General features: G+C 56.9%; 14 protein-coding genes, 5 tRNA genes and 1 rRNA gene. 10 read left to right on the top strand and 10 right to left on the bottom strand.

All coding sequences use genetic code 11. The annotated features are described in order from the left end of the window. Positions 1-47: 47 nt before the first annotated feature. The 3 genes from H1B31_RS09900 to H1B31_RS09890 all read right to left on the bottom strand — a co-directional run bounded on the left by H1B31_RS09900 (position 48) and on the right by H1B31_RS09890 (position 1903). Positions 48-124: transfer RNA gene (locus H1B31_RS09900), tRNA-Pro, on the bottom strand. A 36-nt stretch (positions 125-160) separates the two neighbouring features. Continuing rightward, positions 161-367 carry a hypothetical protein gene (locus H1B31_RS09895; protein WP_009441662.1) on the bottom strand — a complete coding sequence of 69 codons (207 nt, stop codon included), beginning with the start codon at positions 365-367 and terminating at the stop codon, positions 161-163. An 18-nt stretch (positions 368-385) separates the two neighbouring features. Continuing rightward, the gene (locus H1B31_RS09890) at positions 386-1903 is read right to left on the bottom strand and encodes a Y-family DNA polymerase (RefSeq protein ID WP_185980189.1); all 1518 of its coding nucleotides are present in this window, start codon (positions 1901-1903) and stop codon (positions 386-388) included. A gap of 113 nt (positions 1904-2016) precedes the next feature. On the opposite strand from H1B31_RS09890, the gene rfbB reads away from it, so the two are divergent. Beyond that, positions 2017-3024, top strand: coding sequence for a dTDP-glucose 4,6-dehydratase (gene rfbB / locus H1B31_RS09885; protein WP_185980188.1), 1008 nt, complete (start codon positions 2017-2019; stop codon positions 3022-3024). A 357-nt stretch (positions 3025-3381) separates the two neighbouring features. Next, a tRNA-Ala gene (locus H1B31_RS09880) sits at positions 3382-3457 on the top strand. Between the two features lie 104 nt (positions 3458-3561). Here the strand turns inward: H1B31_RS09880 and H1B31_RS09875 are convergent. From H1B31_RS09875 to ilvA, 5 genes are all read right to left on the bottom strand, one after another. Further along, positions 3562-3638: transfer RNA gene (locus tag H1B31_RS09875), tRNA-Arg, on the bottom strand. Between the two features lie 2 nt (positions 3639-3640). Further along, positions 3641-3717 (bottom strand) — tRNA-Pro (locus H1B31_RS09870). A gap of 40 nt (positions 3718-3757) precedes the next feature. Beyond that, the gene (locus H1B31_RS09865) at positions 3758-4489 is read right to left on the bottom strand and encodes an NlpC/P60 family protein (RefSeq protein WP_037346983.1); all 732 of its coding nucleotides are present in this window, start codon (positions 4487-4489) and stop codon (positions 3758-3760) included. A 20-nt stretch (positions 4490-4509) separates the two neighbouring features. Next, the gene (locus H1B31_RS09860) at positions 4510-4821 is read right to left on the bottom strand and encodes an ArsR/SmtB family transcription factor (RefSeq protein ID WP_009441658.1); all 312 of its coding nucleotides are present in this window, start codon (positions 4819-4821) and stop codon (positions 4510-4512) included. A gap of 23 nt (positions 4822-4844) precedes the next feature. Then, a complete protein-coding gene (ilvA, locus tag H1B31_RS09855) occupies positions 4845-6092 on the bottom strand; it encodes a threonine ammonia-lyase (protein WP_009441657.1) in 1248 nt (415 codons plus the stop codon). Positions 6093-6255: 163 nt separating this feature from the next. Between ilvA and H1B31_RS09850 the strand changes: the two genes are divergently transcribed. The 7 genes from H1B31_RS09850 (at position 6256) to H1B31_RS09820 (ending at position 11198) form a co-directional block, all read left to right on the top strand. Next, positions 6256-6702 carry a universal stress protein gene (locus H1B31_RS09850; RefSeq protein WP_009441656.1) on the top strand — a complete coding sequence of 149 codons (447 nt, stop codon included), beginning with the start codon at positions 6256-6258 and terminating at the stop codon, positions 6700-6702. A gap of 47 nt (positions 6703-6749) precedes the next feature. Further along, positions 6750-7166: a universal stress protein gene (locus H1B31_RS09845; protein WP_009441655.1), complete on the top strand. Its 417-nt coding sequence runs from the start codon at positions 6750-6752 to the stop codon at positions 7164-7166. A gap of 96 nt (positions 7167-7262) precedes the next feature. After that, the gene (locus H1B31_RS09840) at positions 7263-7997 is read left to right on the top strand and encodes a tRNA threonylcarbamoyladenosine dehydratase (RefSeq protein ID WP_185980187.1); all 735 of its coding nucleotides are present in this window, start codon (positions 7263-7265) and stop codon (positions 7995-7997) included. Then, complete coding sequence (locus H1B31_RS09835; RefSeq protein ID WP_185980186.1) at positions 7994-8974, top strand: NAD(P)H-dependent glycerol-3-phosphate dehydrogenase; 981 nt, start codon at positions 7994-7996, stop codon at positions 8972-8974. The genes H1B31_RS09840 and H1B31_RS09835 overlap by 4 nt, the downstream gene beginning before the upstream one ends. Before the next feature lie 7 nt (positions 8975-8981). Then, positions 8982-9380, top strand: coding sequence for a (deoxy)nucleoside triphosphate pyrophosphohydrolase (locus tag H1B31_RS09830; protein WP_009441652.1), 399 nt, complete (start codon positions 8982-8984; stop codon positions 9378-9380). Between the two features lie 41 nt (positions 9381-9421). Further along, a tRNA-Leu gene (locus H1B31_RS09825) sits at positions 9422-9508 on the top strand. Positions 9509-9692: 184 nt separating this feature from the next. Then, positions 9693-11198, top strand: coding sequence for an IMP dehydrogenase (locus tag H1B31_RS09820; protein WP_185980185.1), 1506 nt, complete (start codon positions 9693-9695; stop codon positions 11196-11198). Between the two features lie 71 nt (positions 11199-11269). On the opposite strand, the gene H1B31_RS09815 is transcribed toward H1B31_RS09820, so the two are convergent. Beyond that, the gene (locus H1B31_RS09815) at positions 11270-12052 is read right to left on the bottom strand and encodes a tRNA 2-thiocytidine biosynthesis TtcA family protein (RefSeq protein ID WP_185980184.1); all 783 of its coding nucleotides are present in this window, start codon (positions 12050-12052) and stop codon (positions 11270-11272) included. Between the two features lie 12 nt (positions 12053-12064). Next, positions 12065-12802 carry a thiamine diphosphokinase gene (locus H1B31_RS09810; protein ID WP_185980183.1) on the bottom strand — a complete coding sequence of 246 codons (738 nt, stop codon included), beginning with the start codon at positions 12800-12802 and terminating at the stop codon, positions 12065-12067. A 332-nt stretch (positions 12803-13134) separates the two neighbouring features. Between H1B31_RS09810 and H1B31_RS09805 the strand changes: the two genes are divergently transcribed. Next, a 16S ribosomal RNA gene (locus H1B31_RS09805) occupies positions 13135-14676 on the top strand. The last annotated feature ends 135 nt before the right edge of the window (positions 14677-14811 follow it).

Raw genomic sequence — 14811 nt, 5'->3', positions numbered from 1 at the left:
ATAAAAACACCGGCGCCCAATGGCTCCGGCTCATATCCATATGAAGATGGTCGGGATGACAGGATTCGAACCTGCGACCTCATCGTCCCGAACGATGCGCTCTACCAAGCTGAGCCACATCCCGACATGGATAGTATTGTAGCGATGTTTTTGATTTTTGTCAAGCAATATGCTCCGGCGGCGTGTATTTATCATATTGCGCAGCTTTTTCCTGTGCCGTGCGGTCAGCGGCAGCATGGAGTCCCGTGAGCGCGGAGAAGGGGGCGAACTGTCCCGCGCGGTCGTGCTGCGACATGGGCGGATGCGTCCGCGAGATGGGGCGCGGCAGATGGATGATGTCCGTATAGTCCTCAATGCGTCGCTGCATATTGTTCTCCTGTCATATTTATGCCTTGTGTCCACCAATCTGGCTGTTGCGCAGACGTGCCGTTGCGCCGTCGATGAGATTCGATCCGCGCAGGATGGCATTCTTGCCATAGGTCTTCTTGATGGCGATGATTGCTTCCTGTAGCGCCTTTTCCTTTTCCTGTGCAGCAATCTCCGCAGGTGTCAGGACAGTTGCCGCCGTCTCCTCGGGCGTAAAGAGGGAGATTTGCTCAGCGGCGGAGGCGTGCTGCTCCTCGGTCATTGAATGTTGTGCGGAGAGTGTGAGTCTTCGGATGAGGAGGGCGGGATTGACGATCTCGTCGAAGAGTTTGGTCAGCGCCTTCATGATTGCGTGCGGGAGTACACCGCGGTCGATGAGCACTCTGCCGTGTGCCGGCCACGGTATCTTTCGCCCATAGCGATCCGTGCGGATGCGGCCGTGGTAGAGGGCGCGGATCTCGGGTCGTGTCAGGTTCTCGATGTCATAGCCGACGGTCAGCTCGAGGCGGTCACTCGTGAGGCGTTTCTCCGCCAGCTCAATGGAGAGGGCATCTGCCATCTCCCAGACGACGAGGCGTGCCTTCTGCGCGGTATACGGATGCTGGAGTACCTGCCCCATATGCGTGCTGCGCGATTTCGGTCGGTAGTTTTTAATGTCCTCCATGCGTGCGCACTCATAGCCCCACGCATGGTCGATCAGCAGCTCCGCCTGTACGCCGAAGAGTCGATAAAGGAGATCTTCGTTGTGCCGTGCATTTGATTTCCCGAGAGAGCAGCGCGCAATGTCGCCCATCGTATAAAGTCCATTCTCCTCGAGCTTTCGCGCATAGCCTCTGCCGACGCGCCAAAAGTCCGTGAGCGGACGATGCGTCCAGAGCTGCTGGCGATAGCTCATCTCGTCCAGTGCCGCAATGCGCACGCCGTCCGCATCCGGCTTCATATGCTTTGCCACGATGTCCATCGCAACCTTTGCAAGGTAGAGATTTGTTCCGATGCCCGCTGTCGCCGTGATCCCCGTCTCGCGCAGTACATCTCGGATGAGGCGCATGGTGAAGTCGTGTGCCGAGATGCGCTCCGTGCGGAGATAGCTCGTCACGTCGATGAATACCTCGTCGATGGAGTAGATGTGAATGTCGTCGGGAGAGACGTGGCGCAGGTAGATCTCGTAGATGCGCATGCTGTAGTCCATGTAGAGCGCCATGCGCGGGGACGCAATGTGATAGGCAATGCCAAGCTCAGGGTGTGCAGCAAGTTCTGCGGCATCCCGTGTCTCGCCCGTGAGCGTTTTTCCAGGCGCACGGTATTTGCGCCGTGCGTTTGCCTGCTCCGCGGCGCGGATGACCTCGAAGAGGCGCGGGCGTCCGCCGATGCCGTGCGCCTTGAGCGCGGGGGAGACGGCGAGGCAGATTGTCTTGCTCGTGCGGCTCTCGTCTGCGACAACGAGATGCGTGGTCATTGGATTCAGGCCGCGCTCGATACATTCGACCGAGGCATAGAACGATTTGAGGTCGATGGCGATATACGTGCGCTCCTTCATCTTTATCCCTCCCATGAGACAGTATAGCACAAATGTTTTTGTTTTGTAAATGAAGGAATAATGAAGGAGATGTCGAATCATCTTTTTGAAGAAAGAAAAAAGGAGCGGAAACTATGAAGATTATCGTGACGGGCGGGGCGGGATTCATCGGCGCGAACTTTGTCTACTACGAGCTGCGTGAGCATCCGGGGGATCAGATCATCTGCTATGATGCGCTGACCTATGCGGGGAATCTTGCAACGCTCGACGCGGCGCAGGAGAATCCGCAGTTCTCGTTCGTGCGCGGTGACATCGCGGATCGCGCAGCAGTCTATGCGCTCTTTGAGCACGAGCAGCCGGATATTGTTGTCAACTTCGCAGCGGAATCCCACGTGGATCGCTCCATCGAAAATCCAGAGATTTTCCTGCGTACGAATATCATCGGGACGAGCGTACTGATGGATGCCTGCCGCAAATACGGTATTCAGCGCTATCATCAGGTCTCGACGGACGAGGTCTATGGCGATCTGCCGCTTGACCGCCCGGATCTTCTATTTACTGAGGAGACACCGCTCCACACATCGAGTCCATATTCTTCGTCAAAGGCGGGAGCCGACCTCCTCGTGCAGGCGTATGCGCGCACCTACGGCATACCTGTGACGATCTCGCGCTGCTCGAACAACTACGGTGCGTTCCAGTTCCCCGAGAAGCTCATTCCCCTCATGATGATTCGTGCGATGCAGGGGGAGAAGCTGCCCGTCTATGGCGACGGTCTGAATGTTCGTGACTGGCTGCATGTTGACGATCACTGCTCCGCCATCGATGCAATCATGCGGCGTGGCACGGTGGGTGAGGTCTACAATGTTGGCGGGCACAACGAGCGCTCGAACATCGAGGTTGTCCGCACGATCCTCTCCGCGCTCGGCAAGGGCGAGGATCAGATCTCCTATGTCACGGATCGCAAGGGACATGACCGTCGCTATGCGATCGATCCGACGAAGATTGGACGCGAACTCGGCTGGACGCCCGCAACGAAGTTCGACGACGGAATCCAGTCGACAATTACATGGTATCAGGAGCACGAAGCGTGGTGGGCGGATATTCTCAGCGGCGCGTATGAGAAGCGCAATGCGGAGGCTTGAAGTCCGTGTGACGGCACTTGACGATTTCAAAGAAAAGTCCTATAATAGGGAATAGAAAAGGTGCTATCGTGTAAACGGTCAGCCCTTATGGTTGCGAAAGAATCCGCCCACAGTTTGCTGCTAGGGGGCGGATTACTTTTTACTGAGAAGTAATACTAGAACGATCAACAGTAACAGCGTCATGTTTGTTTCGTTCATAGACAACCATCGCCCTTCCGGGCTTAGATTGACCGTTCACCGAGTAGATAGCACCTGTTTTTATTATAGAACATATGATTTTCCTTGTAATGCACTTTTGAAAAGTTTTTGCGTGAAGCCCTTGCGCATATAGGTGATTTACGCTATAATACCTTTCGCGGGGGCATAGCTCAGCTGGGAGAGCGCTTGCATGGCATGCAAGAGGTCAGGGGTTCGATCCCCCTTGTCTCCACCATATTGACCGCACGGGATGTGAGAGCAGAATCTCACATCTTTTTTGTTGCGTTTCAAAAAAGACAACAAAAAACCGTACCGCCGCAACGATACGGTAGATTTCGATGGTGCGCCTGGGGGGATTCGAACCCTCGACCCACGGCTTAGAAGGCCGTTGCTCTATCCAACTGAGCTACAGGTGCAATGGTCGGGATGACAGGATTCGAACCTGCGACCCTCTGGTCCCAAACCAGATGCGCTACCAAACTGCGCTACATCCCGATACCGCCCTATTATAATGAGCGGCACGGGAAAAGTCAACTTATTTCACAATATGCTTGCCGCCAAGGAAGCGTGGCTTCCAATAGTCGTTCGACAGCGCATCGATGCGCACGCCCTTGCTCGTGGAGGCGTGGATGAACTCGTCCTTGCCGAGGTAGATGCCGCAGTGGGACGCGCCCTTTTCATACGTCTCGAAAAAGACGAGATCGCCGGGTACGAGCTCCTTCGTGCTCTTTGTGCGCAGTCCGAGTTTGTACTGCTCATCTGCCGTGCGCGGAATCGAGATACCTTGTTTCTGGAAAACGTATTGGAGGTAGCCCGAGCAGTCAAAGCCCTTCGGTGTTGTGCCTCCGAATACATAGGGCGTCCCCATGTAGGCTTTCGCCGTCTTGATGACATCGGATACCTTGCTCGCGGGAAGGATGGGCTTGCCGTTCGGAGCAAGCGGCTGTGTTTTTTCTGCGGGCGGCGGGACATCGATGCCCCACGGGCGTTTTTCGGGTAAGTTTTTGAGGGCGCGCCACGTCGCGTTATTGACGACGCCTGTAATCTTGATCTTGTTGTCGCGCTGGAACTCGGCGACGGCGCGTTCGGTATCCTTGCCGAATACGCCGTCCGCATTTTTGATCTTGTAGCCCGCTTTTTGGAGTGCCTGCTGCAGGACAAGCACCTCGTGCCCGTGTGAGCCCTCGCGGAGGGTGGGGGAGGCAAATGCCGTGCCCGCTGCAAGGAGGAGGGCGACGGCGGTTGAGAGAAAGACGCGGCGTTTCATGGAGAGCATCCTTTCGTGATCTATGCGTGCTGTACGTGCTCGAGACCCTGTCCGAGGAGTTTCAGCACGTGATCGTCGTCAATCGAGTAGAGCACTTCTTTCCCGTCTCTGCGGAACTTCACGAGGCGGGCGGTACGCAGCACGCGCAGCTGATGTGAGATGGCGGACTGTCCCATGTCCAGCCCGTCCGCAATGTCGTAGACGCGCAACTCCTCGGCTGCTGCGAGTAGGGAGAGAATCTTGATGCGCGTGGGATCGCCGAGTGTCTTGAAGAGGTCGGCGAGATGCTGTGCCGTATCCTGATCGATACATTTCATTGGGGCGGCAGTCATACGCTGATATATCCTTTCTTTTGTCAGTAAATCTTGTTGATCTCAAATCCGTTTGCTGCGAGTGCGCAGACAATGCGGTCGATATGCTCCTGTCCGTGTGTCTCGACGGTGACGGTGAGCTGCACCTTCTGAAAGCTGTCCGTCACCATCGTCTGATCGTGATCGAGGCGGATGACGTTGGCATCCTGATCGGTGAGGATCTGCGCGACGGTGAGCAGCTGTCCCGGTTTGTCAGGGAGCTGGACGGAGAAGCGGAATACTCTGCCGCGCGAGATGAGTGCCTTGGAGATGAGTGCGGAGATGGTAGAGATGTCGATGTTGCCGCCGCTGACGAGCACGGCGATCTTCTTGTCCTTCATGCGCAGCTTGCCGAGTGCGGCAAGGGAGAGGACGCCCGCACCCTCAGCGATGAATTTGTGCTTTTCGATGAGGGAGAGCAGGGCGCTCATGATCTCCATCTCGGAGACGGTGATGATCTCGTCGAGGTAGCGGCGACAGAATTCAAGGGTCAGGTTTCCTGCCGTACGTACGGCGCAGCCGTCGGCAACCGTGTCGGCAGAGGGGAGGGTGATTGCACGTCCGCAGGAGAGCGCTGCCTTCATGCACGCCGCGTTCTCCGGCTCGACACCGATGACCTTCACCTGCGGGTTGACGAGCTTTACCGCGAGCGCGATGCCCGAGGCAAGCCCCCCGCCGCCGACGGGGACGAGGATTGCATCCACGTCCTTGAGCGCGTCGATCACCTCGAGGGCGATTGTGCCCTGTCCGACAATCACATTGCGGTCATTGAACGGGTGGATGTAGACGTAGCCCTTCTCCTTTTGTAGTTCGAGGCTATGCGCATAGGCATCATCGAAGCCGTTGCCGTGGAGGATGACCGTTGCGCCGAGTGCACGCGTCGCCTCGACCTTTAGGATCGGCGTTGTCGCTGGCATGCAGATGACAGCCTTCACGCCGAGTTTCTGCGAGGCGTAGGCAACGCCCTGCGCATGATTGCCAGCTGAGGCGGTGATGACGCCGCGCGCCCGTTCCTCCTCCGTAAGCATGGAGATGCGGTTGTATGCGCCGCGCAGCTTGAATGCACCCGTGGTCTGGAGATTCTCGAGCTTCAGATAGGTCGCATTGCCCGCGATGTCGGAGAAGAACTCACTGTGTACCAGCGGGGTCTTTCGCACAATGCCCTCGAGTCTTTTTGCTGCGGCATAGATATCCGAAATCCCTGTCGATGCGACAACTTCCTCATCCGTCTGAACTCTCTGTTCTTCTCCCATAACGCATTGCCTCCATTTATTCCTTATATGTAGAGTCAGTCTATCATTTTCGGTGGGGCACGTCAATTTATTTTCATCAGAGCGAATAATCGTCGGAATAAAGAAGGAGTTTGACAGAATTTCGCGAATAAATACAACAAACAAGGCGGGACGGAGGTGCGTGATGGAGCAGCAGTCAAAGTACGCGCATATCCTTGTCCCCGTGGACGGGTCGCAGGTGTCGTTGCGTGCCGTCTGTCTGGCGGGTGAGCTTGCTGCGCTGATGGCGTCTGAGGTGCATCTCCTCTATGTGTCTCCATTCGACGCGAGCACGGACGAGGGCGATGTCTCGTGGCTCCCGAAGAGCATTGTGCGTCCGGCGGCAGAGGAGGCGCAGGAGATATTTGCCGTGGCAGAGGTGCTCCTGCCCGAGTGTATTGCACGTGAGCGTCACCACCGCACGGGAATACCTGAGGAAGAGATCCTGCGATTCATCGATGAGATGAGCGTGGAGCTCGTCGTCATCGGTGGGCGCAAGCTTTCGCGCGTGAGCGGATTTCTCCTTGGGAGCGTCACGCAGACCGTCTTGGAACACGCGCACTCCAGCGTCATGGTCGCGGGAAGCGCATAAATTTGTCTATATGGTTCATTTCTATAGAGAAGTGAGGAGGAACTGCCATGATTAAGAATATTTTGGTGCCGGTGGATGGCTCCGAGGGTGCTGACCGTGCGATTGAAAAGGCTGGTATGCTCGCCGAGATCTGCGGCGCAAAGCTGAATTTCCTCTACGTCGCGAACATCAATCAGCTCGCGATCAACGCCGTTCTTTCGGACGCGATCCTCGACTCCGTGACGAAGGCGGGGAATGTCATCCTTGACCGTGCGCTCGAGATGGTCCCTGCAGGCGTTGCAAAGGAGTCGTTCTCGGATACGGGCTCGCCCGCAGTGGTCATCCTCGACTTTGCAGAGACGAACGACATCGATCTCATCGTCATGGGCAGCCGTGGTCTCGGCGTGGTGAAGGGTGTTCTGCTCGGCAGTGTCAGCCAGTACGTCGTGGAGCAGTCGAAGTGCCCCGTGCTCGTCGTCAAGTGAGCGGCACACAGGCATAACTTTTGTGGGAAAGGAGCTGCAGCGGAGGTGTATGCTTTCGCCGCAGCTCTTTAGCATGTACTCTGAAAGGTTGGGACAATGAATGATCGGCGCTTTGCGCGGACGGAGATGCTGCTGGGCAGTGCGGGCGTGGAGCGCCTTGCCAGTGCATCCATAGCAGTATTCGGCATCGGCGGGGTCGGCTCCTATGCAGCTGAGGCACTCGCACGTGCGGGGGTAGGTAGGCTGACGCTCATTGATCACGATGTCATCGACGTGACGAATATCAACCGCCAGATTCACGCACTGACCGAGACCGTGGGCATGCCGAAGACGGAGACAATGGCGCGGCGCATCCGCTCCATCAACCCTGCCTGTGATGTGCGTGAGATACGCGCATTCTATCAGCCCGCTGATGCGGATGCGTTCTTTCCTGAGTGCTATGACTATGTACTCGATGCCGTGGACACGTTGACAGCAAAGCTCGACCTCGCCGTGCAGTGCCATCGGCGCGGTATTCCGCAGATCGCAAGCATGGGCGCAGCGAACAAGCTCGACCCGAGCCTGTTCGAGGTCATGGACATCTATCGGACGAAGGGCGATCCGCTTGCGCGCATTTTGCGCAAGAAACTCAAGGAAAAGGGAATCCCGCATCTGAAGGTCGTCTGCTCGCGTGAACGCCCGCGTACGCCCGAGGCGGGAGAAGAGACGCCGGCGGCAGGACGTCGAACAGTGCCCGCAAGCGTTTCTTTTGTGCCCTCTGTGGCGGGGCTGATGATGGCGGGCGCAGTCGTGCGTGATCTCTTGAACATCCGAGTGGAGGTATCGTCATGAACATATCGGTACTGGGCTGCGGGCGTTGGGGCTCATTTCATGCGTGGTATGCGCAGCGCGTCGGGCATGCAGTCATGCTCTGGGGGCGTGCGGGCTCTGCTCATCTGAAAGAGTTGCGTGTGACGCGGACGAATGAGTTCCTGACGCTGCCAGCGGACATCCATCTGACGGACGATCTCGCGGAGGCTGTTCGGGCGGCAGAGGTCGTCATCATCTCCATCCACGCGCAGGCATTGCGCGCCTTCCTCCGCGATCTTTGTTCGCGCGGACTGGGGGTGGAGCTTGGCAAAAGACGCATCATCCTCTGCATGAAGGGGCTGGAGATCGGTACGGGCAAGCGACTCAGTACGGTGGTGCATGAGGAACTGGGCAGTGCTGTGCATCCTGTCGTCTGGGTTGGACCCGGTCACGTGCAAGACTTCGTGCGCGGCATTCCGAACTGCATGGTGCTCGCGGGCGAGGAGCGGGAGGCGCTGCGTGAGCTCGTGGACGCGCTCGGCAGTCCGCTCATCCGCTTCTACTACGGCGAAGACCTCCTCGGAACAGAAGTCGGCGCAGCGGCGAAGAACGTCGTCGGACTCGCGGCGGGGATGCTCGATGGGCTCGGCTACGGCAGCCTCAAGGGTGCGCTCATGGCACGCGGCACGCGTGAGCTCGTGCGCCTCGTGCGTGCGATGGGCGGCGACGGGGAGACCATCTACGGGCTCTCCCACCTTGGCGACTACGAGGCGACGCTCTTCTCCCCGCACAGCAACAACCGCCGCTACGGTGAGGCTGTTGTGCGCGGCACGGCGGGGGACTTCCACAAGATTGCCGAGGGCGTCTACACTGCCGAGGCCCTGATGGCGCTTTCAGAGGAGTACGGCGTCGACCTGCCCATCTCCGCGACCGTCTATGAGATTGTCACGCACGGGCGCGATCCGCGTGATCAGCTGATGCAGCTTTTTCTGCGTGCAACAAAGAGTGAAAAGGAATAGGAAATCCATGAGTGAACGAAAGCATATCGATGTCGTTGCGGGGGCGATCTTGAAGGACGGAAAGGTGTTCGGCGCATGCCGCGGCTACGGTGCATACGCGGGGACATGGGAGTTCGCGGGCGGCAAGGTTGAGCCGGGCGAGACGGACGAGGCGGCGCTCGTGCGTGAGATTCGCGAGGAGTTGGGCGTCGAGATCGCCGTTGAGCGTCTGCTTGGGATTGTGGATCACGACTATCCCGAGTACCATATGAACATGCGGCTCTACATCTGCCGCCACATTGCGGGCGAGCCGCAGCTCTCCGTCCACTCGGCAGGGCGCTGGCTCGGACGCGCTGATCTCTATAGCGTTCCGTGGTTCGAGGCGGACATGGAGCTCATCCGAAAGCTCGAAGCCGACCTGCGCTGACGTTGACAAATCCGCCGCAGGGGTGCTATAATACAACCCATGCCGAAGTGGCGGAATTGGCAGACGCAGCAGACTCAAAATCTGCCGTTGGCAACAACGTGCCGGTTCGACCCCGGCCTTCGGCACCATAGCAGACGATTTCCCTAAGAGTGGACACAGACTCTTAGGGATTTTTTGCAAAATCGGGAAATTTCAACATATCGGCATATATTGCTTCCGTACGGGTTGACACGGCGGGCGGAAGCGCGTATATTAGACAGAAAAATTTTAGGACGGATCATCTCAGGTCGGATACAGAAAGGAAGGATTTCGTTGGCACATTACTACACTGAGCCATCGCACACATTTGGAGAGTATCTGCTCATCCCGGGCTACTCCTCGGCGGAGTGCTTCCCTGCAAATGTCACGCTGCGGACGCCGCTCGTCAAATATCATCGCGACGAGGAGCCGGCGCTCATGATGAACATTCCCATGACCTCCGCGATCATGCAGGCGGTCTCGAATGACACAATGGCGATTGCGCTCGCCAAGCAGGGCGGCGTTTCCTTCATCTATGGCTCACAGTCCATTGAGGAAGAGGCGGCGATGGTCTCGCGCGTGAAGAACTACAAATCCGGCTTTGTCAGCAGCGACTCGAACATCAGCCCTGACACGACACTCGGCGGCGTACTCGACCTCCTCGCGAAGACGGGGCACTCCACAATGGCGGTCACGGAGGACGGCTCGGCGAACGGAAAGCTCGTCGGCATCGTGACGAGCCGCGACTATCGTGTCTCGCGCATGTCGCTCGATACAAAGGTACACACCTTTATGACGCCGTTTGAAAAGCTCGTCTGGGCGGATGCGGACTCCACGACCCTCACACAGGCGAACGACCTCATCTGGGAGCGCAAGCTGAATATGCTCCCGCTCATCGACAAGAATCAGCGTCTGCGCTACATGGTGTTTCGCAAGGACTACACCGACAACAAGGAGAACGAGCTCGAACTGACCGATGATAACAAGAGCTATATCGTCGGCGCGGGCATCAATACGCGCGACTATGCCGAGCGCGTGCCTGAGCTCATCGCTGCGGGCGTGGATGTCCTCTGCATCGACTCCTCCGAGGGATTCTCCGAGTGGCAGCGCCTGACGATTCAGCACATCCGCGAGCAGTACGGAGATACGGTCAAGGTCGGCGCGGGCAACATCGTCGACGGAGAGGGCTTCCGTTTCCTTGCGAATGCGGGTGCGGACTTTATCAAGGTCGGCATCGGCGGCGGCTCCATCTGCATCACGCGTGAGACGAAGGGCATCGGGCGCGGACAGGCGACGGCGCTCATCGATGTCTGCGCCGAGCGCGACAAGTATTTCAAGGAAACGGGCGTCTACATCCCCATTTGCTCCGACGGCGGCATCGTCTATGACTACCACATGACACTCGCGCTCGCGATGGGCGCGGACTTCCTCATGCTCGGGCGCTACTTCTCGCGCTTCGACGAGAGCCCGACGGATCGCGTCATGGTGAACGGCACATACTATAAGGAGTATTGGGGCGAGGGGTCGAACCGCGCGCGCAATTGGCAGCGCTACGACCTCGGCGGCAGCAAGAAGCTGTCCTTCGAAGAGGGCGTCGACTCCTACGTCCCGTATGCGGGTCCTTTGAAGGAGAACGTCCAGACCACCCTCTCCAAGATCCGCTCTACCATGTGCAACTGTGGCGCACTCAGCCTGCCCGAGTTCCGCGACAAGGCGAAACTCACCCTCGTCTCCTCGACCAGCATCGTCGAGGGCGGCGCACACGATGTCATCCTGCGTGACAAGCTTGGACGTGACTGAAAAAAGCCGGACGGCGAAGTGAAACAACTTCATCGTTCGGCTTTTTTGATGTTGTCTGAGGAGGAGAGGCGCTATTTCTTCGCCATAAAGGTGCGGTAGGTGCGCTCCATCTCCTTGCGCGTCTTGCTTGCAGGCCAAAGCTCGCCGAGCGCTCCCTCGCGCATTCCCGCGGCGAGGTGGTTGTAGAGGTTCGGATTATCCTTGCCGAGCGTTTCGATCAGCTCCTTGACGGTCTGACGTGTGGTGTTGCCGTTGTGGGGGCAGGGCGAGGGGATCGGCGTGAAGCCGTGGTATTGGATCGCGTCGATGATTTCCTGCTCGCGGAAGTAGACAAGGGGACGGATGACGGTGATGTCCGTCTTGTCGAGATAGGTTTTGGGGCGGAACGTGTTCAGCTGCCCCGAGTAGAATAGGCTCATGAGAAAGGTCTCCACCGCATCGTCATGGTGATGCGCGTAGGCGACCTTATTCATTTGGTGCGCTGCGGCGTAGCGGTTGACTGCGCCGCGCCGGAAGAACGCGCAGGTGAAGCAGGGGCTTTTGTCGTCCTGTTCCGCAATCGCACCTGCGATATCGACATCCACAACCTCATAGGGGACATCAAGCTGCTTGCAGAATGCTGCAATCGCATCGGTATCAAACGGATCGTCAAACTGCGGATTGACGGTGAATGCCGCGATCGTAAAATCTCTTTTCAGACGCTCGCGCAGGATGGCGAGGGCGTAGGTGAGAAAGATGCTGTCCTTGCCGCCCGATACGCCAATTAAGATACGATCGCCCTGCTCGATCAGCTCGAACTCCACGACGGCACGCATGAGCTTGCTGAAATAGGTCTGTGGAATGTTGATATTCAATGAAAACTTCCTCTATTCTTTATGGCAGAGATAGACACCGAGAACCCCACTCTTGATGGAGACGGTAAACGTGTTCTTGGTGTTTTCTCGTGCGAGCACGTTGCTGATTGCAAGTGACGCACGATTTGTGATGCACGCATCCTGCAGCTCCCAATACAGTCCATGCGTTGTTACGCCCGTACATTTCTCCGTAAAGGGGAGGAGCGAGATGGCACGCGGGGGCGTGTCACAGGTCACGGTGAGCGATTCGCCCGCATGGAGGTAGAAAAGTGTTTCACGCTCGTCCGCAAGTACGCAGGGGATGGGCGCGTGTGCGGCGACAGCGGCGGTACTCATGAGATGGTCGAGCCGCCCGCCGAATGCCGCCGTTAAAATGACGAGCGGGTGGGTATACTGGTCTGCGGCAATTTGCAGCGCAAGCTCCGTATCCGTGAAATCCTTCTCGGGCGGGAAGGTGTGAATCTCTGTGTTCTGTTCCTCTGCCCAACGCCATGCTGTAGGATTCGCACTGTCTCCATCGCCGATCAGATGTGTGGGCACTTGGTTGGCGGAGTGACAGATGTTCACACCGCGATCAATCGCCCAGATGGGAGTGCCTGAGCCGCACATATTTCTTTGTTGTATCAGCCCTGTGAGCCAACCTGTTTCGGGGGCACGTCCTCCGCCAATGCAGATAATCTCCTGCGATGGTGCACATGGCAGCGTCACATGAAGCGTTGGGAGGGTAACAGTGCGCTTGTATTCATGCATGACAATATTTCCTTTGTCGTGTTTATGTGGTAGAATGATTATATCATACGTTATTTTTGACGAAAAGCAAAAAATATAAAAAAGGGGGTTGACGCAGGAGAAATCTCTGTGTTATATTATGACAGTCGCGCCGATGAGAGCTGCGCGGGGGTGAGAACCTCCACAAAGCTAGAAACGGCGCAGGATGTACCCTGAAAACTACACAATGCAAAACATGTTAGATTCGAATCTAACAAGCCAGATGCAACATCGTTGATGTCAGTCAACGAAACAACAATTCTTTTACAAGAATGACATTTTGAGCCAACAGGCTCTCACATAGACTACGGTCTTTCGCGGAGAGTTTGATCCTGGCTCAGGACGAACGCTGGCGGCGTGCTTAACACATGCAAGTCGAACGGAGCGAATGAAAGCTTGCTTTTATGAGCTTAGTGGCAAACGGGTGAGTAACACGTAGACAACCTGCCGACAGGATGGGGACAACATTCCGAAAGGAATGCTAATACCGAATGAAGCGGAGGAGAGGCATCTCTCTTCCGTGAAAGATGGCCTCTGAACATGCTATCACCTGTCGATGGGTCTGCGTCTGATTAGCTGGTTGGTGAGGTAACGGCTCACCAAGGCGACGATCAGTAGCCGGTCTGAGAGGATGAACGGCCACATTGGGACTGAGACACGGCCCAGACTCCTACGGGAGGCAGCAGTGGGGAATCTTCCGCAATGGGCGCAAGCCTGGCGGAGCAACGCCGCGTGAGTGAAGAAGGTCTTCGGATCGTAAAGCTCTGTTGACGGGGACGAACGTGCGAGAGGTGAATAAACTCTTGCAATGACGGTACCTGTCGAGGAAGCCACGGCTAACTACGTGCCAGCAGCCGCGGTAATACGTAGGTGGCGAGCGTTGTCCGGAATCATTGGGCGTAAAGGGAGCGCAGGCGGGCATATAAGTCTTTCTTAAAAGTGCGGGGCTCAACCCCGTGATGGGAAAGAAACTACATGTCTTGAGTACAGGAGAGGAAAGCGGAATTCCCAGTGTAGCGGTGAAATGCGTAGATATTGGGAGGAACACCAGTGGCGAAGGCGGCTTTCTGGACTGCAACTGACGCTGAGGCTCGAAAGCCAGGGGAGCGAACGGGATTAGATACCCCGGTAGTCCTGGCCGTAAACGATGGATACTAGGTGTGGGAGGTATCGACCCCTACCGTGCCGGAGTTAACGCAATAAGTATCCCGCCTGGGGAGTACGGTCGCAAGACTGAAACTCAAAGGAATTGACGGGGACCCGCACAAGCGGTGGAGTATGTGGTTTAATTCGAAGCAACGCGAAGAACCTTACCAGGCCTTGACATTGACTGAAAGAGCTAGAGATAGCTCCCTCTCTTCGGAGACAGGAAAACAGGTGGTGCATGGCTGTCGTCAGCTCGTGTCGTGAGATGTTGGGTTAAGTCCCGCAACGAGCGCAACCCCTGTTCTTTGTTGCCATCACGTAAAGGTGGGCACTCAAAGGAGACTGCCGCGGAGAACGCGGAGGAAGGCGGGGATGACGTCAAGTCATCATGCCCCTTATGGTCTGGGCTACACACGTACTACAATGGAACGGACAGAGAGCAGCGAACCCGCGAGGGCAAGCGAACCTCAAAAACCGTTTCCCAGTTCGGATTGCAGGCTGCAACTCGCCTGCATGAAGTCGGAATCGCTAGTAATCGCAGGTCAGCATACTGCGGTGAATACGTTCCCGGGTCTTGTACACACCGCCCGTCACACCACGGAAGTCGTTCACACCCGAAGCCGGCGCAGCCGTCTAAGGTGGGGAAGGTGACTGGGGTGAAGTCGTAACAAGGTAGCCGTATCGGAAGGTGCGGCTGGATCACCTCCTTTCTAAGGATTCAGATGAACCAAGGGTTCACAATCTTAGGTCGGTCATTTGGCTACGTTTTGCATTGTCTAGTTTTGAGGGCGCATCGAAGAGATGAAAGTCTCTGAGGTAGTCCTTATTGTTCACTGAAAACTGCA

The sequence above is a fragment of the Selenomonas timonae genome, from assembly GCF_014250475.1.
Classification (GTDB): domain Bacteria; phylum Bacillota; class Negativicutes; order Selenomonadales; family Selenomonadaceae; genus Centipeda; species Centipeda timonae.
This window is presented reverse-complemented; position numbering and strand designations above follow the sequence as displayed.